This is a genomic window from Pseudomonas putida, from assembly GCA_029953615.1.
Classification (GTDB): domain Bacteria; phylum Pseudomonadota; class Gammaproteobacteria; order Pseudomonadales; family Pseudomonadaceae; genus Aquipseudomonas.
The window spans coordinates 3,613,410-3,635,973 of record CP124529.1 but is presented as its reverse complement, the minus strand read 5'-3'; the positions used below and the strand labels follow the sequence as shown (position 1 = coordinate 3,635,973).

The window sequence follows — 22,564 nt, the reverse complement described above, 5'->3', positions numbered from 1 at the left end:
CATTGGCAGGGTTGGTAGAAGACTGTTGCAAAGCCTTGCTGCAAGCTGTGCGCTGGCGCTTCACCCCGCCAGATAGACAGGGCGTTGCGGCAAGAATTCGGTGCTGGCGCAAAAATATCGCGCGGTTCGAACCCGCTGTGGTCAGGCTAGCGGACCGTTGAGCAGCGGTACAAAGCGCACGGCCCCCAGCACGCGGCGAGAGAAGCCATGTTCCTCGCGCACGATCAGCATCAACTGCTGGGTTTCGCCGGCTGGCCCCACCGGGATCACCATGCGGCCACCGGGTGCCAGTTGGTCGAGCAGTGCCTGCGGCACTTCCGGTGCCACCGCGGTGACGATGATGCCGTTGTACGGTGCTAGCGCCGGCCAGCCCTCGCAACCGTCGCCCCAACGGAATACCACGTTGCGCAGGTTCAGTTCCACCAGGCGCTCCTTGGCCCGGTCCTGCAGCACCTTGATGCGTTCCACCGAGAACACCCGCTCGACCAGCTGGGCCAGGATCGCCGTCTGGTAGCCCGAGCCGGTGCCGATCTCCAGCACCTTGTCCAGCGGCCCGGCCTCGAGCAGCAGCTCGCTCATGTGGGCAACCATGAACGGTTGCGAGATGGTCTGGTTGTGGCCGATCGGCAGCGCGGTGTCTTCATAGGCGCGATGCGCCAGCGCCTCGTCGACGAACAGGTGGCGCGGAGTACGACGGATCACGTCGAGCACCTTGGTGTTCGAAACACCTTCCTCGCACAGGCGCTGGATCAGCCGCTCCCGGGTACGCTGGGAGGTCATGCCGATGCCACGCCGCAGCATATCGTCCTCGCGCATCAGAGCAGGCCCTCCAGCCAGCCGTCGAGCTGCTCGAAGGCATCACTGAAAGTGCGGTCGAGCTGCAGCGGCGTGATCGATACGTAACCTTGCATCACAGCGTGGAAGTCGGTGCCCGGGCCGCCGTCCTCGGCATCCCCGGCCACGGCGATCCAGTAGCCTTCCTTGCCGCGCGGGTTGACCACCTTGGTCGGCGCCGCCGCCCGCGCCCGGTGACCGAGGCGGGTGAGCTGGATGCCACGAATGTGCTCCAGCGGCAGGTTGGGGATGTTGACGTTGAGCACGGTGCGCGGCGGCAAGGCCAGGCGCGACTGCGCCTCGACCAGGCGACGGGCGATATGGGCCGCGGTCGGCAGGTTGTCCGGCTGGCGCGACAACAGCGAAAACGCCAGCGAGGTACCGCCAAGGAAACGGCCTTCCAACGCGGCCGCGACCGTGCCCGAATAGAGCACGTCATCGCCCAGGTTGGCACCGAGGTTGATCCCCGATACGACCATGTCCGGCGTCTGTGGCAACAGCCCATTGAGCCCCAGGTGCACGCAGTCGGTCGGCGTGCCGTTGAGGCTGATGAAGCCATTGGCCAAAGTCTGCGGGTGCAGCGGCCGGTCCAGCGTCAGCGAACTGCTGGCGCCGCTCTTGTCTTGATCCGGAGCAATCACCACGCACTCGGCGTAATCTGCCAGCGCAGCGTGCAGCGCGGCGATGCCGGGTGCGGTAACACCGTCGTCGTTCGAAATCAGAATACGCATGAGCTGTCCGTCTGCCCTGCCGACACCAGATCCACGACTTCGCGCACCACCACGGTGGCGAAGCATCCGGCCGGAAGGACGAATTCCAGTTGCAGGATATCAGGCTCGGGATAATGCCACGTAAGGCCGCCAATAGGGAGCCGCAGAATGCGTCGTTCGTGATCCATGCCCGCCTGGGCCAACCACTGGCAAAGTTCCGGCTGACGCGCACCGACGGCGTTTTCCAGCTGCGCTGTGAGGCCAGCGGCCGGCGAATCGCCCGCCCCCCACATCGGGCCGGTCGGGTGCAGGTCGAGAATTGCCAGGCGCGGGTCGGCACATTCCGCCTCCCCTGCCGGGAAGAAGCTGCGGCTGTCGGTGAACGCCAGCAGGTCGCCCACCTGGGCCCGCGCCCAGCTGCCATCGGCGACACGGGCCGCCAACACCTGGTTGAACAGGTAGCTGCGCGCGGCCGACAGCAGGCGCGAGCGCACGTTGCGCTGCTCGGGCAGGGCCTTGCGTGCAGCCCAGTCGAGGGCGTCGTGAACGTTGCCGCCACCGTGGCCGAAGCGCTGAGTGCCGAAATAGTTGGGCACGCCGTGCTGCTTGAGCTGTTCCAGGCGCGCATCCAGCGCCTGGTGATCGGCAGCCAGGGCAGTCAGGCGCAGCGTGAAGCCGTTGGCCGAATGCGCGCCGCGCTGCAGCTTGCGCTGGTGACGCACCTGCTTGAGCACACGCAGGCTGGCATCTTCGGCACGCGACAGGTCCGGGTCGGCCTTGCCCGGCAGGTGCAGGCTGAACCACTGGCGGGTCAGGGCCTGGCGGTCCTTGAGGCCGGCGTAGCTGATCGTGCGCACCGGCACGCCAGCGGCACGTGCCAGGCGGCGGGCTGCCTCCTCGGTGTTCAGGTCACGCTTTTCGACCCACAACCACAGGTGCTCGCCCTGGCCCGACAGCGGTATGTCCAGCACTTCGTCGACCTGGAAATCTTCGGCCACCGCCTTGAGGACGGCGGTACCCAATGGTTCGCCCGATGCGCGCGGGCCCAGCAGTTCCAGTTCGGTCATGCTGGCAGCAGCAGGGCAACCGCATGCACGGCGATGCCCTCCTCGCGGCCAGTAAAGCCCAGCTTTTCGGTGGTGGTAGCCTTGACGTTGACCTGGTCGAGTGCAACCTGCAGGTCCTCGGCGATCAGCTGGCGCATGGTTTCGATGTGCGGGGCCATCTTCGGCGCCTGGGCGACGATGGTGGTGTCGATGTTGCCGACCTTCCAGCCCTTGGCCTGGACGATGCCGACCACATGGCGCAGCAGTACGCGGCTGTCGGCGCCCTTGAACTGCGGGTCGGTGTCGGGGAAGTGCTTGCCGATGTCGCCCAGCGCTGCCGCGCCAAGCAAGGCATCGCTCAGGGCATGCAGCAGCACGTCACCGTCGGAGTGGGCCAGGAGGCCGTATTTGTGGGGGATACGCACCCCGCCCAGGGTAATGAAATCACCGTCGCAGAAACGGTGCACATCGTAGCCGTGGCCAATACGCATAGAAAAACGCCCTGAATGAGTCAGGGCGTGATTCTACCTGCTTTAGCCGCCATTGGGGCTGCCTTGTAGGAGCGGCCTTGCGTCGCGATCGGGCTGCAAAGCAGCCCCGGCAATATCCGCGTCAACGCCTGAATCCGGGGGCCGCTTTGCGGCCCTTTCGCGACACAAGGCCGCTCCTACAAGCGATCAAGCAAACACCGCAGCTACGCCTTACACCCGCCCCAGCGCCACCGCATGATGACGCAAGTGTTCCTCGATGAAGCTGGCGATGAAGTAATAGCTGTGGTCATAGCCAGGCTGCAGCCGCAGGGTCAGTTCATGCCCTCCTTTGCGTGCCGCCTGCTCCAGCGCTTCAGGCTTGAGCTGCTTTTCGAGGAAGTCGTCGCGGTCGCCCTGGTCCACCAGCAATGGCGGGCACTCGCCAGCCGCGGTTTCGGCCAGCAGCACGCTGGCATCCCACTCGCGCCAGCGCGCACGGTCTTCACCCAGGTAGCGGCTGAAGGCTTTCTCGCCCCACGGGCAATCCATCGGGTTGCTGATCGGCGAAAACGCCGACACCGAGCGGTAGCGCCCCGGGTTGCGCAAGGCACACACCAGTGCGCCATGCCCACCCATGGAGTGGCCACTGATGCTGCGCTCGCCCGAGGCGGGGAAGTGTGCCTCGATCAACGCAGGCAACTCCTCCACCACATAGTCTTGCATGCGGTAGTGCTGGGCCCAGGGCTGCTGAGTGGCATTGAGGTAGAAACCGGCACCCAGGCCGAAGTCCCAGGCGCCGTCCGGGTCACCCGGCACCTGCTCGCCACGCGGGCTGGTGTCGGGGGCGACGATGATCAGCCCAAGCTCCGCGGCCAGGCGCTGGGCGCCGGCCTTCTGCATGAAGTTCTCGTCGGTGCAGGTGAGGCCGCTGAGCCAGTACAGCACCGGCAGCTTCTCGCCCTGTTCGGCCTGCGGCGGCAGGTACACGGCGAACACCATGTCGCAGCCCAGCACCTTGGAGTGATGCCGGTAACGCTTGTGCCAGCCGCCGAAGCTCTTCTGGCAGGAGATGTTATCCAGGCTCATGGCAAACCTCAGAAGTGGATCACGCTGCGGATGCTCTTGCCTTCATGCATCAGGTCGAAGGCCTTGTTGATGTCTTCCAGGCCCATGGTATGGGTGATGAAGGTATCCAGCGGGATTTCGCCCTTCTCCGACATTTCCACGTAGCTTGGCAGCTCGCTGCGGCCACGCACGCCGCCGAACGCCGAACCACGCCATACACGGCCGGTGACCAGCTGGAACGGACGGGTGGCGATTTCCTGGCCAGCGCCGGCCACGCCGATGATCACCGACTCACCCCAGCCCTTGTGGCAGCATTCCAGCGCCGCACGCATCAGCTGCACGTTGCCGATGCACTCGAAGGAGAAGTCCACGCCGCCGTCGGTGAGGTCGACGATCACTTCCTGGATCGGGCGGTCGTAGTCTTTCGGGTTGATGCAGTCGGTGGCACCCAGCTGGCGGGCGATTTCGAACTTGGCAGGGTTGATGTCGATGGCAATGATGCGCGAGGCCTTGGCCTTGACTGCACCGATCACCGCCGACAGGCCGATGCCGCCCAGGCCGAAGATGGCCACGGTGTCACCCGGCTTGACCTTGGCGGTGTTGAGCACCGCGCCGATACCCGTGGTGACGCCACAGCCCAGCAGGCAGACCTTTTCCAGTGGCGCTTCTTTCTGGATCTTGGCCACGGAGATTTCCGGCAGCACGGTGTACTCGGAGAAGGTCGAGGTACCCATGTAGTGGAACAACTGCTGGCCTTTGTAGGAGAAGCGCGTGGTGCCGTCCGGCATCAGGCCCTTGCCCTGGGTGGCGCGGATGGCCTGGCACAGGTTGGTCTTGCCCGAGAGGCAGAACTTGCACTTTCCGCATTCCGGGGTGTACAGCGGAATGACGTGGTCACCGACGGCGACCGAAGTGACGCCCTCGCCTACCGCCTCGACGATCGCACCACCTTCATGACCGAGGATCGACGGGAAGATACCCTCCGGGTCGGCACCCGACAGGGTGTAGGCGTCGGTGTGGCAGACACCACTGGCGACCACGCGCAGCAGCACTTCACCGGCCTTGGGCATGGCCACGTCGACTTCGACGATTTCCAGGGGTTTCTTGGCTTCGAAGGCTACGGCAGCACGGGACTTGATCATCAAAGGTCTCCAGAGAGGGTCGATTCAGTCTGGCAGTGTAATTCACCGCCATTTGATGAATAATCCAGCCAAAGACAAAACATTATTGCCATACAGGGATAATCCATGAGCAGCCGCTGGGAAGGCATCGACGAATTCGTCGCCGTGGCCGAATCGGGCCAGTTCACCGCGGCCGCCGAGCGCCTGGGGGTTTCCTCCTCGCATATCAGCCGGCAGATTGCCCGGCTGGAGGAACGGCTGCAGACGCGCCTGCTGTACCGCAGTACCCGGCGGGTGACCCTGAGCGAGGCCGGGCAGACATTCCTGCAGCACTGCCAGCGCCTGCAGGATGGCCGTGAGGAAGCCCTGCGCGCCATGGGTGACCTGGCCAGCGAGCCCAAGGGTTTGCTGCGCATGACCTGCGCGGTGGCCTATGGCGAGCGCTTCATCGTACCGCTGGTGACGCGGTTCATGGCGCTGTACCCGCAGTTGCGGGTGGATGTGGAGCTGAGCAACCACACCCTCGACCTGGTGCATGAAGGCATGGACCTGGCCATCCGCCTGGGCCGGCTGGCCGACTCGCGACTGGTGGCAACCCGCCTGGCGCCCCGGCGAATGTACCTGTGCGCCTCGCCGGCTTACCTGGAACGTTATGGCCGGCCACACAGCCTGTCCGAACTGGCGCGGCACAATTGCCTGGTGGGCAGTTCGGACTTGTGGGCGCTGCAGCAGGACGGTCGCGAGATCAGCCAGCGGGTGCAGGGCAACTGGCGTTGCAACAGCGGGCAGGCGGTGCTGGATGCGGCGCTGCAGGGGATGGGGTTGTGCCAGTTACCCGACTATTACGTGCTGGAGCACTTGAACAGTGGCGCGCTGGTGTCGTTGCTGGAGGCGCACCAGCCGCCGAATACAGCAGTGTGGGCACTGTATCCACAGCAGCGGCACCTGTCGCCGAAGGTGCGGCGGCTGGTGGATTACCTGAAGGAAGGGTTGGCGGGGTTGCCGGAGTATCGGTTCGGCTGAGGGGTGCGCTGCCTGTGCCGGCCTATTCGCGGGCTTGCCCGCTCCCACAGGTACTGCGCATACCTTCACTGTGGGAGCGGGCAAGCCCGCGAAGAGGCCGGCACAGGAGCAAGAAATTCAGCGGCGCCCTGCCCAACGCTGGCGCAACCACTCCAGGTCTTCCGGCCGGGTCACCTTGATGTTGTCGCTGCGCCCTTCGACCAGCCGCGGCGCCTGGCCGGACCACTCGATGGCAGAGGACTCGTCGGTCACCGGCACATCCGACACCAGGCACTCGGCCAGCGCCCGATGCAACGCCCCCAGGCGGAACATCTGCGGGGTATAGGCCTGCCAGACGGTACTGCGGTCTACGGTGGCGCCCACCCGGCCATCGGCATTGGCCCGCTTGAGGGTATCGCGCGCCGGCACCGCCAGCAGGCCACCCACCGGGTCGTTCGCCAGCTCCGACAACAGTTTGTCCAGATCGCTGCGCGCCAGGTTCGGTCGCGCGGCATCGTGCACCAGCACCCAGTCGCTGTCCGCGGCCCCTTGGGCATGCAGCATTAGCAAGGCATTGAGCACCGAATCGGCACGCTCGCGGCCGCCCGCCGCGCGCTGGATGCGCGGGTCACCGGCGCAGCGCAGGCGAGGCCAGTACGGGTCGTCTTCGGCAATGCTGACCACCACGCCCTTGAGCATCGGATGGCCAAGAAAACAGTCGAGGCTGTGCTCGAGAATGGTCTGCCCGGCCAGCTCCAGGTACTGCTTGGGGCGGTCGGCAGCCATGCGGGCACCGATGCCCGCAGCAGGAATCACGGCCCAGAAGGCCGGTAATGGTTCGATCATTTTTGTGGCAACTGGAAGAGGGTTTCGCCCTCTTTGACCATTCCCAATTCGTGGCGAGCCCGCTCTTCAACGGTCTCCATGCCTTTTTTAAGTTCCAGCACTTCGGCATCGAGCACGCGGTTGCGCTCGAGCAGGCGCTCGTTTTCGGCATGCTGCTCGGCAATCTGCTGCTTCAGCTCGGTCACTTGCGCCAGGCTGCCGTTACCCACCCACAGGCGGTACTGCAGGCCACCCAGTAGCAGGAGCAGGACGAGGAACAACCAATAGGGACTGCGCATCACGTTATCCAGGTTAAAAAGGCTGCCGGGTATCGTTTACTTCGGGGCCTCGAATAGCACGAAGCCTGGCCGAGGCCAGGCTTCGTCGACAGTAAACCCGTTGGAATGTAGGAAAGATCAGTACGAACGTTCCTACAACTCCGGCTGCTGTCTTTTTACCATCTCTTGCTTAGCCGCGAAACTCGGCACGACCGCGGTAAACCGCTTTGGCACCCAGTTGCTCTTCGATGCGCAGCAGCTGGTTGTACTTGGAAACGCGGTCGGAACGGCACAGCGAGCCAGTCTTGATCTGGCCAGCAGCGGTACCCACGGCCAGGTCGGCAATGGTCGAGTCTTCGGTTTCACCGGAACGGTGCGAAATCACCGCGGTGTAGCCAGCAGCCTTGGCCATCTGGATGGCTTCCAGGGTTTCGGTCAGCGAGCCGATCTGGTTGAACTTGATCAGGATCGAGTTACCGATGCCTTTTTCGATGCCTTCTTTCAGGATCTTGGTGTTGGTCACGAACAGGTCGTCGCCAACCAGCTGCACTTTGGTGCCGATCTTGTCGGTGAGGATCTTCCAGCCAGCCCAGTCGGACTCGTCCAGGCCGTCTTCGATCGAGATGATCGGGAAGCGCTCGGTCAGGCCTTTCAGGTATTCGGCGAAACCTTCGGCGTCGAACGACTTGCCTTCGCCAGACAGGTTGTACTTGCCGTCTTCGTAGAACTCGGAAGCCGCGCAGTCCAGAGCCAGGGTCACGTCGGTGCCCAGCTTGTAGCCGGCTTTCTCGACGGCTTCGGCGATGGCGCCCAGGGCGTCTTCGTTGGAAGCCAGGTTAGGGGCGAAACCACCTTCGTCACCAACCGCGGTGTTCAGGCCACGGGCCTTCAGCACGGCTTTGAGGTGGTGGAAGATTTCGGTACCCATGCGCAGGCCGTCGGAGAAGGTCTTGGCGCCAACCGGCTGAACCATGAACTCCTGAATGTCGACGTTGTTGTCGGCGTGCTCGCCACCGTTGATGATGTTCATCATCGGTACCGGCATCGAGTACTGGCCAGGGGTGCCGTTCAGGTTGGCGATGTGCGCGTACAGCGGCAGGTCCTGGTCCTGGGCAGCGGCCTTGGCGGCAGCCAGGGACACGGCCAGGATGGCATTGGCGCCCAGCTTGGCCTTGTTCTCGGTACCGTCCAGCTCGATCATGGCGCGGTCCAGGGCCTTCTGGTCGGCAGGGTCCTTGCCCAGCAGCAGGTCACGGATCGGGCCGTTGATGTTGGCGACGGCCTTCAGCACGCCCTTGCCCAGGTAACGGCTCTTGTCGCCATCACGCAGCTCCAGCGCTTCGCGCGAGCCAGTGGAAGCACCGGACGGCGCGCAGGCGCTGCCGATGATGCCGTTGTCGAGCAGTACATCGGCTTCCACGGTGGGGTTGCCACGCGAATCGAGAACTTCACGACCTTTGATGTCGACGATTTTTGCCATTGTTGTAAGCACTCCAGAATTGACGAAAACAACTTAGCTTAGGAAATTCTTGCCGTTCACCGGGCGGACTTGCAGTGGGCAGGCCGGGTGAAGGGAACCCCTGACCGACTGGTCAGGGGTGGATCGGACGGTACTTTACCCGAGAATCGAGCTTTACGCGGTTTCTACCGTCGGAAAACTTTTCACCAGGTCGTCCAGTTGCTTGAGCTGGGCCAGGAACGGCTCCAGCTTGTCCAGGCGCAGGGCGCATGGGCCATCGCACTTGGCGTTGTCCGGATCGGGGTGGGCTTCGAGGAACAGCCCGGCCAGGCCCTGGCTCATGCCGGCCTTGGCCAGGTCGGTGACCTGGGCGCGGCGACCACCGGCGGAGTCGGCGCGGCCACCCGGCATCTGCAGGGCATGGGTCACGTCGAAGAACACCGGGTACTCGAACTGCTTCATGATGCCGAAGCCGAGCATGTCCACTACCAGGTTGTTGTAGCCGAAGCTCGAACCACGCTCGCAGAGAATCAATTGGTCGTTACCGGCCTCTTCGCACTTGGTCAGGATGTGTTTCATTTCCTGGGGCGCGAGGAACTGGGCCTTCTTGATATTGATCACCGCGCCGGTTTTGGCCATGGCCACCACCAGGTCGGTCTGCCGCGAGAGGAAGGCCGGCAGCTGGATGATGTCGCACACCTTGGCTACCGGTTCGGCCTGGTAAGGCTCGTGCACGTCGGTGATGACCGGCACGTTGAAGGTGCGCTTGATCTCTTCGAAGATCTTCAGCCCTTCTTCCATGCCCGGGCCACGGTACGAGGTTACCGACGAACGGTTGGCCTTGTCGAAGCTGGCCTTGAACACGTACGGGATACCGAGCTTCTCGGTCACCCGCACGTACTCTTCGCAGACCTTCATTGCCAGGTCACGGGACTCCAGGACGTTCATGCCGCCGAACAGGACGAACGGCTTGTCGTTGGCGATCTCGATGTTACCGACGCGAATGATCTTCTGGGTCATTGATCAGGCCTTGTTCTTCTGAGCCAGGGCTGCCTTGACGAAACCACTGAACAGCGGGTGGCCGTCACGCGGGGTCGAAGTGAATTCCGGGTGGAACTGGCAGGCGACGAACCATGGGTGGTCCTTGGACTCGACCACTTCCACCAGCGCGCCGTCTTCGGAACGGCCGGAAACCACCAGGCCGGCGTCGACCAGTTGCGGCAGCAGGTTGTTGTTCACTTCGTAGCGGTGACGGTGACGCTCGGTGATCACGTCCTTGCCGTAGCAGTCGTGCACCCTGGAACCGGCGGCCAGCTGGCAGTCCTGTGCGCCCAGGCGCATGGTGCCACCCAGGTCGGAGGCTTCGCTGCGGGTTTCGACGGCACCAGTGGCATCGGACCACTCGGTGATCAGGCCGACTACCGGGTGGCCGCTGTTGCGGTCGAACTCGGTGGAGTTGGCGTCTTTCCAGCCCATCACGTTACGGGCGAATTCGATCACGGCCACCTGCATGCCCAGGCAGATACCCAGGTACGGCACCTTGTTCTCACGGGCGTATTGCACCGCGGTGATCTTGCCTTCCACACCGCGCAGGCCGAAACCGCCCGGCACCAGGATGGCATCGGCGCCTTCGAGCAGGCTGGTGCCCTGGTTCTCGATGTCTTCCGAGTCGATGTAGCGCAGGTTGACCTTGGTGCGGTTGGTGATGCCGGCGTGGCTCATCGCTTCGATCAGCGACTTGTACGCATCCAGCAGCTCCATGTACTTGCCGACCATGGCGATGGTCACTTCGTGCTCAGGGTTGAGCTTGGCATCGACCACCTTGTCCCACTCGGACAGGTCGGCGCCATTGCACTGCAGGCCGAAGCGCTCGACGACGAAGTCGTCCAGGCCCTGTGCGTGCAGTACGCCCGGGATCTTGTAGATGGTGTCGACGTCTTCCAGCGAGATCACCGCACGCTCTTCGACGTTGGTGAACAGCGCGATCTTGCGACGCGACGAGGCATCGACCGGGTGGTCGGAGCGGCAGATCAGTACGTCAGGCTGCAGGCCGATGGAGCGCAGTTCCTTGACCGAGTGCTGGGTCGGCTTGGTCTTGGTCTCGCCAGCGGTGGCGATGTACGGGACCAGGGTCAGGTGCATCAGCATGGCGCGCTTGGAGCCCACTTCGACGCGCAGCTGGCGGATGGCTTCGAGGAACGGCTGCGACTCGATGTCACCCACGGTACCGCCGATTTCCACCAGGGCCACGTCGGCATCGCCGGCGCCCTTGATGATGCGACGCTTGATTTCGTCGGTGATGTGCGGGATGACCTGGATGGTCGCGCCCAGGTAGTCACCACGGCGCTCTTTACGCAGTACGTGCTCGTAGATGCGGCCGGTGGTGAAGTTGTTGTTCTGGGTCATGGTGGTGCGGATGAACCGCTCGTAGTGGCCCAGGTCGAGGTCGGTCTCGGCGCCATCGTGGGTGACGAACACTTCACCGTGCTGGAACGGGCTCATGGTGCCCGGATCGACGTTGATGTACGGATCCAGCTTGAGCATGGTGACCTTCAGGCCCCGCGCTTCCAGGATGGCCGCCAGGGAAGCCGAGGCAATGCCTTTCCCCAATGAAGAAACAACACCGCCCGTGACGAATATGTAGCGCGTCATGAAAAACCCTAGAAGTCTGCGTTAAGGCGGCCAGCGCCGCCGGAGAAAGCGAAGGAAGGCCGAAGCCCCCGATCACCTGCGTCAATCACAGTGCATCTCGAAAAACTGCCGCGTCTGTACAGACCAGGGGTATCCCCGGCATGGAGCTCGCTCGTCATTTTCAGAATCAGCCCAGCAAAAAACTGCTTGGTAATCGGCAACTCCTGTGTTTTCGCGGAACCCACAGAAGCTGTATCAAGAAGGGAGGGTAGTCTACCCGAATGTACCCTTCAGCTCAAACCTTGCGCGTTCGTCGGCAACTGCCAGTACAGCTGGCAATCCGCCTGCACCAGCCCGGGCAGGTTGGCCACTGCCAGCAGGCGCTCGCCCTGGTACAGCAGTGGCAGGCGCGGACGCAGGAAGAACGGGACCTGCAGTTCGTTGAGCAGGCGCTTGAGGTCGCGTCGGCCGCGGCCGGGAAGGTCCAGCACTTCACCGCCCTGGCGGTAGGCGATGCGCAAGCCGCCCAGTGGCGCTGCGCCAGCAAGACGCACCCAACCGTTACCCGGCAACAGCAACGGCTTGCCGGGATCGACCCAGGCCAGCTCGCCCGTGGGCAGCTGCAGCCAGTCGCCGCTCAACCACCAGATGCGCCCATGGCTGCGCAGCAGTTGCCCATCGGCAAGCTGCCAGACGGGCCGGGCATCGGCGGCGGCATCGCGCAGGTCCGCCCAGCCGGCCCAGTGGCGGGTGTCGGGCAGGCGGCTGCGCCGGCTCAGCCAGTATTGCAGGGCATTGCGTTGACGGGCAGGCGACAGCGCCACCAGGGTTGCCAGGTCGAGGGAGGCCAGCCCCGGCCAGGCCAGCGGCGCGCCGGCCCCGGCGAGCGCCAGGTCGTCCTGGGCCAATTCGTCCAGCAGCCCCTGGGCTTCGCCCAGGTGCTCGGCGGCGCGGGCGAAATTCTGGCTGGCTTGCGGCCAACGCTGCCGAAGCAGCGGAAACACTTCGCGGCGCAGGTAGTTGCGGGCAAATTGTGTATCAGCGTTGGACGGATCTTCGATCCAGGCCAGGCCATTAGCCTGGGCGTAGTCCTGCAGTTGCTGGCGGGAACAGCCCAGCAATGGCCTGACCAGGCTGCCCTGCCCTAGCACCCGCTGCCCCGGCATTGCTGCCAGGCCACGCAGGCCGGCGCCCCGCAGCAGGCGGAACAGCAGGGTTTCGGCCTGGTCGTCGCAATGCTGGCCGGTGAACAGGATGTCGCCTGGGCCGAGGGCTTGCCTGAAGGCGGCATAGCGGGCGTCGCGGGCGGCCTGTTCGAGGCTGGTGCCGGGGGAGACCTGAACGTGGATGACCTGGAGTTCGATACCCAGGCTGTCGCAGATGGCTTGGCAGTGGGCGGGCCAGGTGTCGGCGGCGGCTTGCAGGCCATGGTGGACGTGGATGGCGCGCAATGGTGGGGATGCGTGATTGCGGGCGTGGCTGGCTAGCAGGTGCAGGAGCACGGTGGAGTCGAGGCCACCGGAAAAGGCGATGTACCAGGTGGGGGCGTTGAGCCAGGGGGTGAGGTTGATCATCGGGGCCTCACATGGCTTGAGATTGCCGGGGGTGCTTTGCACCCCTTTCGCCGGCAAGCCAGCTCCCACAAAGATCGGCGTGAACACGGACAATGTGGGAGCTGGCTTGCCGGCGAAAGGGCCGCAGAGCGGCCCCAGGGATCTATCAGATGCCGTAGCTCATCAGGCGATCGTAACGGCGAGCCAGCAGCGCGTCGTGGTCGAGTTTGCCGAGCATGTCCAGCTGCTGTACCAGGTCGGCACGGATGCTTTCCGACATTTTCGCCGGGTCACGGTGGGCGCCGCCCAGCGGCTCCTGAATGACCTTGTCGACGATGTTCAGGCTCTTCAGGCGCTCGGCAGTGATGCCCATGGCCTCGGCCGCGTCGGCTGCCTTGTCGGCGGTCTTCCACAGGATCGAGGCGCAGCCTTCCGGGGAGATCACCGAGTAGGTGGAATACTGCAGCATGTTCAACTGGTCGCACACGCCGATGGCCAGCGCACCGCCGGAACCACCCTCACCGATCACGGTGGCGATGATCGGGGTTTTCAGGCGCGCCATCACGCGCAGGTTCCAGGCGATGGCCTCACTCTGGTTGCGCTCTTCGGCGTCGATGCCCGGGTAGGCGCCAGGGGTATCGATGAAGGTCAGGATCGGCATCTTGAAGCGCTCGGCCATTTCCATCAGGCGGCACGCCTTGCGGTAGCCTTCAGGGCGCGGCATGCCGAAGTTGCGGCGCACCTTCTCGCGTACTTCACGGCCCTTCTGGTGGCCGATGACCATGACCGGCTTGCCGTCCAGGCGCGCGGTACCACCGACGATGGCAGCGTCGTCGGAGAAGTGGCGGTCGCCGTGCAGCTCTTCGAACTCGGTGAAGATGTGCTCCAGGTAGTCCAGGGTGTAAGGACGACGCGGGTGACGAGCCAGGCGAGCGATCTGCCAGCTGGTCAGGTTGCCGAAGATGCTTTCGGTCAGAGTGTTGCTCTTGTCTTGCAGACGGGCAATTTCATCGCTGATGTTCAGCGAGTTGTCGTTGCCTACCAGGCGCAGGCCTTCGATCTTGGCTTGCAGGTCGGCAATCGGCTGTTCGAAATCGAGAAAATTCGGGTTCATAGTCATCCGTCTTGGGTCTACGGCCAGGCGGCCGGCCGGTTGATCCGTTTGGCGCCCTACCTTAAGGGATCAGGCGCATTCAGGTCGAGATTAAATTTTTTGTCGGTTCAACGATATTGCAGGAAGACGTTCTCACGCCCGAACTGGTCACGCAGCGCCTGAATCAGCCCATCAGCCGGGTCGATGGCCCACTGCTCACCGAACTGCAGCATGGCCTTGGCGTCGCTGCCGGTGTACTCGAGGGTGATCGGGCAAGCACCGCGATGGCGGGTAATCAAATCGCCCAGCCACTTCAACCGGTCGCCCTTGAGCGCTTCGTGTGCCACCTTCAGGCGCAGGCTTTCGGCCAGCTTGGTGGCGCGCGTCCTCCATGGTCATCACCTGCTTAACCCGCAGGCGCAGGCCACCGGAGAAATCGTCGTTGCTGACCTCGCCTTCGACAACCACCATGGCATCGGTCTGCAGCAAGGACTGTGCCGCCATGAAGGCATCGGCAAACAGCGACGCCTCGATGCGCCCGGAACGGTCATCCAGGGTGACGAAGCCCATCTTGTCACCCTTCTTGTTCTTCATCACCCGCAGGGCAATGATCATGCCGGCGATGGTCTGGGTATCGCGTGACGGCTTGAGGTCGATGATGCGCTGGCGGGCAAAGCGGCGAATCTCGGTCTCGTACTCGTCGATCGGGTGGCCGGTGAGGTACAGGCCGAGGGTGTCCTTCTCCCCCTTCAGGCGCTCCTTGAGGGTCAGTTCGCGCACCTTGCGGTGGTTGGCGTAGACGTCGGCGTCCGCCGCTTCGAACATGCCGCCGAACAGGTCGACGTGGCCACTGTCAGCGGTGTGCGCGGCCTGCTCGGCAGCCTTGATGGCCTCGCCCAGCGCCGAGAGCAAGGTTGCACGGTTGATGTCGATGTTGGCGTGATAGGCCTTTATCTCGTCATGGAAGTGCGGGCCCAGGCGGTCCAGCGCACCACTGCGGATCAGCGCATCGAGGGTTCGCTTGTTGACCCGCTTGAGGTCGATGCGTTCACAGAAATCGAACAGGTCCTTGAACGGGCCACCCTGGGCGCGGGCCTCGACGATAGCCTCTACCGGGCCTTCGCCGACGCCCTTGATGGCGCCCAGGCCGTAGACGATGCGCCCGTCATTGTTGACGGTGAACTTGAAGTCGGAGAAGTTCACGTCCGGCGCGTCGAGGCGCAGCTTCATGCTGCGCACTTCCTCGACCAGCACCACCACCTTGTCGGTGTTGTGCATATCCGCCGACAGTACCGCAGCCATGAACGCCGCCGGGTGGTGGGTTTTCAGCCAGGCAGTCTGGTACGACACCAGGCCATAGGCAGCGGAGTGGGATTTGTTGAAGCCGTAGCCGGCGAACTTTTCCACCAGGTCAAAGATGTTACCGGCCAGGTCTGCATCGATATTGTTGTTGGCACAACCTTCGATGAAACCACCGCGCTGCTTGGCCATCTCCTCGGGCTTCTTCTTACCCATCGCGCGGCGCAGCATGTCGGCGCCGCCGAGGGTATAGCCTGCCATCACCTGGGCGATCTGCATCACCTGTTCCTGGTACAGGATGATGCCGTAGGTGGGCGCCAGTACCGGCTTCAGGCCTTCGTACTGGTAGTCCGGGTGCGGGTAAGCCAACTCGGCGCGGCCGTGCTTGCGGTTGATGAAGTCGTCCACCATGCCTGACTGCAGCGGGCCTGGGCGGAACAGCGCCACCAGTGCGATAAGGTCTTCCAGGCAGTCGGGCTTGAGCTTCTTGATCAGCTCTTTCATGCCCCGCGATTCAAGCTGGAACACCGCCGTGGTTTCGGCCTTCTGCAACAGCTCGTAGGTCTTGCGGTCGTCCAGCTGCGGAATGAAGTCGATGTTGACGTCGGGCAGGTTCTTCTTGGCCTGCTCGCGGTTGATGATCTCCATTGCCCACTTGATGATGGTCAGGGTCCGCAGGCCGAGGAAGTCGAACTTCACCAGGCCGGCGGCCTCGACGTCATCCTTGTCGAACTGGGTAACCAGGCCGCCGCCCTCTTCGTCACAGGCGATCGGCGAGAAGTCGGTGAGCTTGGTCGGGGCGATGACCACACCACCGGCATGCTTGCCGGTACCGCGCGTCACGCCCTCGAGCTTCAGGGCCATGTCCCAGATTTCGCGGGCGTCTTCGTCACCCTTGAGGAAGTCGCGCAGGATCTCTTCCTGCTCGTAGGCCTTCTCCAGGGTCATGCCCACTTCGAACGGGATCATCTTCGACAGGCGGTCGGCCAGGCCGTAGGACTTGCCCTGTACCCGCGCCACGTCTCGCACCACCGCCTTCGCCGCCATGGTACCGAAGGTGATGATCTGGCTGACCGCATTGCGCGGCCATAAGCTTCGGCCACGTAATCGATTACCCGGTCACGGCCATCCATGCAGAAGTCGACGTCGAAGTCGGGCATGGAAATACGTTCGGGGTTAAGGAAGCGCTCGAACAGCAGGTCGTAGGCCAGCGGGTCGAGGTCGGTGATCTTCAGCACGTAAGCCACCAGCGAGCCGGCACCCGACCCCCGGCCCGGGCCGACTGGCACGCCGTTGTTCTTGGCCCACTTGATGAAGTCCATCACGATCAGGAAGTAACCGGGGAAGCCCATCTGGATGATGATGTCCAGCTCGAACTTCAGGCGGTCCAGGTAGACCTGGCGCTTCTCTTCGTAATTGGGCGTGGTCTCTTTCGGCCACAGCACCGCCAGGCGCTCTTCCAGGCCTTCGTGGGACACATGCCGCAGGTAGTCATCGATGCCCATGCCGTTGGGCGTTGGGAAGTCGGGCAGGAAGTACTTGCCCAACTGCACCTGGATGTTGCAGCGCTTGGCGATCTCGACGGTGTTGGCAATGGCGTCGGGCAGGTCACTGAACAGCTCGGTCATTTCCTCGGCTGACTTCAGGTACTGCTGGTCGCTGTACATCCTTGGCCGTCGCGGGTCGTCGAGTGTCCAGCCCTCGCCGATGCACACGCGGGTTTCGTGGGCGTCGAAGTCCGACTGCTTGATGAAGCGCACGTCGTTGGTCGCAACCAGCGGAGCGCCGAACTTGTCCGCCAGGGCCACGGCTGCATGCACGTACTCCTCGTCGCGGGCGCGGTTGGTGCGCTGCACTTCGACGTAGAAGCGCTCGGGAAACATGGCCATCCAGTCCTGCAGCAGGGCCTCGGCTTCATCGTCCTTGCCGGCCAGCAGGGCCATGCCGATATCGCCTTCCTTGCCTGCGGACAGGGCGATCAGGCCCTCACTGGCGGGGGCGATCCATTCACGCTGGAGGATGACCAGGCCGTTGCGCTGGCCGTCGGTCCAGCCGCGCGAGATCAGCTCGGTGAGGTTGCGGTAGCCCTTGGGGTTCATGGCCAGCAAGCAGATACGCGACAGCGGTGCTTCCGGATCGGCAGCGGCCAGCCACAAGTCGGCGCCGCAAATCGGCTTGATGCCGGCGCCCATGGCGGTCTTGTAGAACTTGACCAGCGAGCACATGTTGCTCTGGTCGGTGATCGCCACCGCCGGCATGTTCATCCCGGCCAGTGCCTTGGCCAGCGGCTTGATCCGCACCAGGCCGTCGACCAGCGAGAATTCGGAGTGGACGCGCAGGTGAACGAAGGGAACCGACATGGAAGATCCTGTAGCAGTGCTGAACGACAAGGGCGGGATTGTAGCTTAAATGGACATGTTTTTTGGGCTGCTTCACAGCCCTTCGCGGGCGCGCCCTCTCCCACAGGGGTATAGCGGCGACATACCTGTGGGAGCGGGCATGCCCGCGAAGGGCCGCAAAGCGGCCCCAGAAGTCAGATCAGCGAGTCGGTGACGCCTTCAAGCGCGTCCCACGCAGCCCGCACCGGGGCAAAGGAACGCCGATGAATGGGCGTTGGCCCCAAGCGTGCCAGCGCCTCGAGGTGCACCGGGGTCGGGTAGCCCTTGTGTCCGCCAATGCCATAACCCGGGTAGATCAGCTCGAATGCGCTCATCTCCCGGTCACGGGTCACCTTGGCCAGGATCGACGCCGCCGCGATTGCCGGCACCTGGCTATCACCCTTGACCACCGGCGACGCCGGTACGGCCAGTTTCGGGCAGCGGTTACCGTCGATCAGGGCCAGCTTCGGTGTAATGTGCAAGCCTTCCACGGCGCGCTGCATGGCCAGCATGGTTGCATGCAGGATGTTCAGTCGGTCGATTTCCTCGACCTCGGCGCGGGCGATGCAGAAGCTCAGGGCCTTTTCGCAGATCTCGTCGAACAGCGCTTCACGCCTGGCTTCGGTGAGTTTCTTCGAATCGTTCAGGCCGAGGATCGGGCGCGCCGGGTCGAGGATCACCGCGGCGGTCACCACCGCGCCGCACAGCGGGCCACGGCCCACTTCGTCGACGCCGGCGACCAGGTCCTCGACCAGGTTGAAGTCCAGTCCAATTTGCATGTCAGCGGTCCTTGAGCAAGGCCAGTATCGCCTCGGCCGCCTGGTTGGAGGCGTCACGGCGCAAGGTGCGGTGAATTTCGTCGAAACGCTCGGTCTGCTGGCTGCCATCGGCTACCAGCGGCGCCAAGGTATTGGCCAAGGCTTCGCTAGTGGCCTCGTCCTGCAGCAGCTCGGGTACCAGCACGCGCTGGGCCAGCAGGTTCGGCAATGACACGTAGGGGCTCTTGACCAGGCGCTTGAGGATCCAGTAGGTCAGCGGCGCCAGGCGATAAGCCACAACCATCGGCCGCTTGTACAGCAACGCTTCGAGGGTGGCGGTACCCGAGGCGATCAGCACCGCGTCACAGGCCGCCAGGGCCTGGTGCGACTGGCCATCGAGCAGGGTCAGCGGCAAGTCGCGGCCTTCGAGCATCTGCTCGATCTGGGCGCGCCGCGCGGCATTGGCACACGGCAGTACGAAATGCACACCCGGGACCTGCTGGCGGAGCCGTTCGGCAGCATCCAGGAACAGGGCCCCCAGGCGCCCTACTTCGCCGCCCCGGCTGCCTGGCATCAACGCAACTACCGGCCCTTCGCCCAGGCCCAGCGCGACACGTGCCGCCGGGCGGTCGGCTTCGAGCGGGATGGTATCGGCCAACGGGTGACCGACAAAACGCACAGGCACGCCCTGCTCTTCATAGAAGCGCGCCTCGAATGGCAACAGCGTCAGCATCAGGTCGCAGCCTTCGCGAATCTTCAGTACCCGCTTCTGCCGCCAGGCCCAGACCGACGGGCTGACGTAGTGCACGGTCTTGATCCCGGCCTGACGCAGTTTCAGTTCGATGTTGAGGGTGAAGTCGGGGGCATCGATGCCGATGAACACATCGGGCTGTTCGCCGATCAGGGTCTCGATCAGCAGCTTGCGGCGCTTGAGCAATTCGCGAAGGCGCCCCAGCACTTCGACCAGGCCCATGACGGCCAGGCGCTCCATGGGGAAATAGGATTGCAGGCCTTCGGCTTCCATCAGCGGGCCGCCAACGCCGATGAACCGTACGTCGGGGTGGCGTGCCTTGATGGCACGCATCAAACCTGAACCGAGAATGTCGCCGCTGGCCTCACCTGCGACCAAGGCTACGCAAAGCCGGGCCATGTCAGCGGGTGATGCCGCGGGCAGAATTCACGATCGACTGACGGAACAGATCGACCTCGGGGTGCTTGGCGGCCAGTTCGTCCAGCTCCTTGAGCGCGTCTTCGACGGTCAGGCCCTGGCGATAGACGATCTTGTAGCAACGACGCAGCACGTGGATCACCTCATCGCTGAAACCCCGGCGGCGCATGCCTTCGAAGTTCATGCTGCGGGCTTCGGCCGGGCTACCGAACACGGTGACGAAGGCCGGGACGTCCTTGCCGATCGCCGTGCCCATGCCGGAAAACGCGTGGGCACCGATATGGCAGTATTGGTGCACCAGGGTGTAGCCGGACAGGATCGCCCAGTCGCCCACATGCACATGGCCGGCCAGGGCCGTGTTGTTGACCAGGATGCAGTGGTTGCCGATGACGCTGTCGTGGCCGATGTGGGCATAGGCCATGATCAGGTTGTGATCGCCCACGGTGGTTTCCGCGCGGTCCTGAACGGTGCCGCGGTGGATGGTCACCCCTTCGCGGATCACATTGTGGTCACCGATCACCAGGCGAGTCGGTTCACCCTTGTACTTGAGGTCCGGGGTATCTTCGCCGATCGAGGAAAACTGAAAGATACGGTTGTGCCTGCCGATGCGGGTCGGCCCTTTGAGCACAACATGCGGGCCGATAACGGTGCCCTCCCCGATTTCCACATCGGGGCCAACGATCGACCAGGGGCCGACCTCGACACCATCGGCCAGCTTGGCCGACGGGTCGATAATGGCCCGAGGATCAATCGAATTCATAGGGAGCGTTCCGCACAGGTGATTTCTGCCGAGCAAACCGGCTTGCCGTCGACCAGGGCGCGGCATTCGAATTTCCAGATCATGCTCTTGCGGCTGAGGAACTTGGCTTCCAGCACCAGCTGGTCACCCGGCAGTACCGGCTGACGGAAACGCAGCTTGTCGGAGCCAACGAAGTAGTACAGGGTGCCATCGGCCGGCTTGGCGTCAAGCATCTTGAAACCGAGGATACCGGCGGCCTGGGCCATGGCTTCGATGATCAGAACGCCCGGCATGATCGGGTGCGCCGGGAAATGGCCGTTGAAGAACGGCTCGTTGATGCTGACATTCTTGTAGGCACGAATGCTCTGGGCCTCGTAGTCCAGATCCGTCACACGGTCCACCAGCAAGAACGGGTAACGGTGAGGCAGGTATTCGCGAATCTCGTTGATGTCCATCATTTCGGGGGGGAAGCCTGTAATAAGAATAGGGAGCGCAGGTGCTGACCACACGCTCCTTTTGCAGTCCAAAGAGGAGCCAGCTAGCGACTGTTCACTCTTGCTCAGGGAATGGTATCAGCCTTCTGATGTCGGCTGGCCACCTGAGGTCACGGTATCGACGCGTTTTTCCAGCTGCTGGAGACGCTTGGCCATGTCGTCCAGGTGGCGGATACGCGCGGCGCTCTTGCGCCATTCAGCCAGTGGCTGCATGGCAGTGCCGGAAGAGTAGGCACCCGGTTCGGTGATCGAACGGGTCACCATGGTCATCCCGGACACGAAAACGTTATCACAGACATCGATATGACCAACCATGCCGACACCGCCGGCGATGGTGCAATGCTTGCCGATGCGCGTGCTGCCGGAAATCCCGACACAGGCGGCCATGGCTGTGTGCTCACCGATCTGCACGTTGTGGGCGATCTGGATCTGGTTGTCGAGCTTGACCCCGTCAGCAATCCGCGTGTCCGACAGCGCACCGCGATCGACCGCGGTGTTGACACCGATTTCAACGTCGTCGCCGATGGTCACGCCACCGATCTGGGCGATCTTGCGCCATACGCCCTTCTCGTTGGCAAAGCCGAAGCCCTCACCGCCGATCACCGCACCCGACTGGATGACCACACGCTTGCCGATGGTCACATCATGGTACAGCGTGACCCGAGGAGCCAGCCAGCCGCCCTCACCGATCACGCACCGGGCACCGACCACGCAGTGCGCACCTACGCTGACATTGGCCGCGATGCGCGCACCGCTTTCGATGACCGCAAACGGCCCGATGCTGGCACTGGCATCCACCTGCGCGTCCTCGGCTACCACGGCGCTGGGATGAATACCCGCCACAGCCTTGGGTTTGGGATCGAACAGATGGGAAATGCGCGCGTAGGCCAGGTAGGGATCGGCGACGATCAGTGCATTGCCGGCAAAGCCTTCGGCGTCCGCCGCCTTCAGCAGCACCGCCGCCGCCTGGCTGTTATCCAGGAATTTGCGGTACTGCGGGTTGGCGAGGAAACTCAACTGACCGGGGCCAGCCTCCTGCAAGGTGGCCAGCCCGGTAATCTGCAGCGCCTCGGGCCCCTTGAGGGTGGCGCCGAGGGCCTCGGCCAACTGGCCTAGCGTCATGGTCACGGTCATATCAACGGGCTTGGTTCATGCGCTCGATGACCTGGCGGGTGATGTCGTACTGAGGTTTGACATCGATAACCGCGCCACGCTCAAGGACCAGGTCGTAACCGCCCTTCTTGATCACTTCCTCTACAGCGCCATCCAGCTTCGGCTTCAGCTGCTTGAGCATGTCGCGGTCGGCAACCGCCTTGGCTTCGTTCAGTTCCTTGGACTGGAACTGGAAGTCACGGGCCTTCTGCTTGAACTCGAGCTCCAGGCGCTCACGCTCCTGCTGCTGCATCTTGTCGCCGCCCTTGATCAGACGGTCCTGAATGCCCTTGGCGCTGCTTTCCAGGCTTTTCAGCTTGGTCAGCTGCGGGCCGAACTTCTTCTCGGCATCTACCGCGTACTTCTTGGCGGCATCCGATTCCAGCAAGGCCATCTGATAGTTCAGGACGGCAACCTTCATTTCGGCGAAAGCCGGGGTGGCGACCAGCGCCGCGGCCACTACGGCCAGTTGGGTCAACTTACGCACGA

The 22,564-nt window shown here is 63.6% G+C and carries 20 protein-coding genes and 1 pseudogene; 1 reads left to right on the top strand and 20 read right to left on the bottom strand.

Annotated features, from left to right (window positions below; genetic code table 11):
* Nucleotides 1-141: 141 nt before the first annotated feature.
* From QIY50_16670 to QIY50_16645, 6 genes are all read right to left on the bottom strand, one after another.
* Nucleotides 142-780, bottom strand: a complete 639-nt coding sequence (locus QIY50_16670) for a protein-L-isoaspartate(D-aspartate) O-methyltransferase (protein WGV23075.1) — start codon at nt 778-780, stop codon at nt 142-144.
* 35 nt (nt 781-815) lie between these two features.
* The gene (gene surE / locus QIY50_16665) at nt 816-1,565 is read right to left on the bottom strand and encodes a 5'/3'-nucleotidase SurE (GenBank protein ID WGV19049.1); all 750 of its coding nucleotides are present in this window, start codon (nt 1,563-1,565) and stop codon (nt 816-818) included.
* Nucleotides 1,553-2,611 carry a tRNA pseudouridine(13) synthase TruD gene (gene truD, locus QIY50_16660; protein ID WGV19048.1) on the bottom strand — a complete coding sequence of 353 codons (1,059 nt, stop codon included), beginning with the start codon at nt 2,609-2,611 and terminating at the stop codon, nt 1,553-1,555. Before truD ends, surE begins: the two co-directional genes overlap by 13 nt.
* Nucleotides 2,608-3,081: a 2-C-methyl-D-erythritol 2,4-cyclodiphosphate synthase gene (gene ispF / locus QIY50_16655; protein WGV19047.1), complete on the bottom strand. Its 474-nt coding sequence runs from the start codon at nt 3,079-3,081 to the stop codon at nt 2,608-2,610. Before ispF ends, truD begins: the two co-directional genes overlap by 4 nt.
* Before the next feature lie 210 nt (nt 3,082-3,291).
* On the bottom strand, nt 3,292-4,146 hold the full coding sequence (gene fghA / locus QIY50_16650; protein WGV19046.1) for an S-formylglutathione hydrolase: 855 nt from the start codon (nt 4,144-4,146) through the stop codon (nt 3,292-3,294).
* Between the two features lie 8 nt (nt 4,147-4,154).
* Nucleotides 4,155-5,267, bottom strand: a complete 1,113-nt coding sequence (locus tag QIY50_16645) for an S-(hydroxymethyl)glutathione dehydrogenase/class III alcohol dehydrogenase (GenBank protein ID WGV19045.1) — start codon at nt 5,265-5,267, stop codon at nt 4,155-4,157.
* Nucleotides 5,268-5,372: 105 nt separating this feature from the next.
* On the opposite strand from QIY50_16645, the gene QIY50_16640 reads away from it, so the two are divergent.
* Entirely contained in the window at nt 5,373-6,269 is an 897-nt protein-coding gene (locus QIY50_16640) for a LysR substrate-binding domain-containing protein (GenBank protein ID WGV19044.1), read from the top strand.
* Nucleotides 6,270-6,386: 117 nt separating this feature from the next.
* Here the strand turns inward: QIY50_16640 and ispD are convergent, their stop codons facing one another.
* The 14 genes and pseudogenes from ispD to QIY50_16570 form a co-directional block, all read right to left on the bottom strand.
* On the bottom strand, nt 6,387-7,094 hold the full coding sequence (gene ispD / locus QIY50_16635; GenBank protein WGV19043.1) for a 2-C-methyl-D-erythritol 4-phosphate cytidylyltransferase: 708 nt from the start codon (nt 7,092-7,094) through the stop codon (nt 6,387-6,389).
* On the bottom strand, nt 7,091-7,372 hold the full coding sequence (gene ftsB, locus QIY50_16630) for a cell division protein FtsB (GenBank protein ID WGV19042.1): 282 nt from the start codon (nt 7,370-7,372) through the stop codon (nt 7,091-7,093). The genes ispD and ftsB overlap by 4 nt, the downstream gene beginning before the upstream one ends.
* Before the next feature lie 169 nt (nt 7,373-7,541).
* Nucleotides 7,542-8,831, bottom strand: a complete 1,290-nt coding sequence (gene eno, locus QIY50_16625) for a phosphopyruvate hydratase (GenBank protein WGV19041.1) — start codon at nt 8,829-8,831, stop codon at nt 7,542-7,544.
* Nucleotides 8,832-8,984: 153 nt separating this feature from the next.
* The gene (gene kdsA, locus QIY50_16620; protein ID WGV19040.1) at nt 8,985-9,830 is read right to left on the bottom strand and encodes a 3-deoxy-8-phosphooctulonate synthase; all 846 of its coding nucleotides are present in this window, start codon (nt 9,828-9,830) and stop codon (nt 8,985-8,987) included.
* Between the two features lie 3 nt (nt 9,831-9,833).
* Nucleotides 9,834-11,462, bottom strand: coding sequence for a CTP synthase (locus QIY50_16615; GenBank protein WGV19039.1), 1,629 nt, complete (start codon nt 11,460-11,462; stop codon nt 9,834-9,836).
* A gap of 269 nt (nt 11,463-11,731) precedes the next feature.
* Nucleotides 11,732-13,015, bottom strand: coding sequence for a tRNA lysidine(34) synthetase TilS (tilS, locus tag QIY50_16610; protein WGV19038.1), 1,284 nt, complete (start codon nt 13,013-13,015; stop codon nt 11,732-11,734).
* A 145-nt stretch (nt 13,016-13,160) separates the two neighbouring features.
* A complete protein-coding gene (accA, locus tag QIY50_16605; GenBank protein WGV19037.1) occupies nt 13,161-14,108 on the bottom strand; it encodes an acetyl-CoA carboxylase carboxyl transferase subunit alpha in 948 nt (315 codons plus the stop codon).
* Between the two features lie 107 nt (nt 14,109-14,215).
* A pseudogene (gene dnaE / locus QIY50_16600) lies at nt 14,216-17,746 on the bottom strand (DNA polymerase III subunit alpha).
* Between the two features lie 173 nt (nt 17,747-17,919).
* On the bottom strand, nt 17,920-18,543 hold the full coding sequence (rnhB, locus tag QIY50_16595; GenBank protein ID WGV19036.1) for a ribonuclease HII: 624 nt from the start codon (nt 18,541-18,543) through the stop codon (nt 17,920-17,922).
* A 1-nt stretch (nt 18,544) separates the two neighbouring features.
* On the bottom strand, nt 18,545-19,672 hold the full coding sequence (gene lpxB / locus QIY50_16590) for a lipid-A-disaccharide synthase (GenBank protein ID WGV19035.1): 1,128 nt from the start codon (nt 19,670-19,672) through the stop codon (nt 18,545-18,547).
* Between the two features lies 1 nt (nt 19,673).
* Complete coding sequence (gene lpxA / locus QIY50_16585) at nt 19,674-20,450, bottom strand: acyl-ACP--UDP-N-acetylglucosamine O-acyltransferase (GenBank protein WGV19034.1); 777 nt, start codon at nt 20,448-20,450, stop codon at nt 19,674-19,676.
* Entirely contained in the window at nt 20,447-20,887 is a 441-nt protein-coding gene (gene fabZ, locus QIY50_16580) for a 3-hydroxyacyl-ACP dehydratase FabZ (GenBank protein WGV19033.1), read from the bottom strand. The genes lpxA and fabZ overlap by 4 nt, the downstream gene beginning before the upstream one ends.
* Nucleotides 20,888-21,001: 114 nt before the next feature.
* Nucleotides 21,002-22,057: a UDP-3-O-(3-hydroxymyristoyl)glucosamine N-acyltransferase gene (gene lpxD, locus QIY50_16575; GenBank protein ID WGV19032.1), complete on the bottom strand. Its 1,056-nt coding sequence runs from the start codon at nt 22,055-22,057 to the stop codon at nt 21,002-21,004.
* A gap of 1 nt (nt 22,058) precedes the next feature.
* Entirely contained in the window at nt 22,059-22,562 is a 504-nt protein-coding gene (locus QIY50_16570; GenBank protein ID WGV19031.1) for an OmpH family outer membrane protein, read from the bottom strand.
* Between the last annotated feature and the right edge of the window lie 2 nt (nt 22,563-22,564).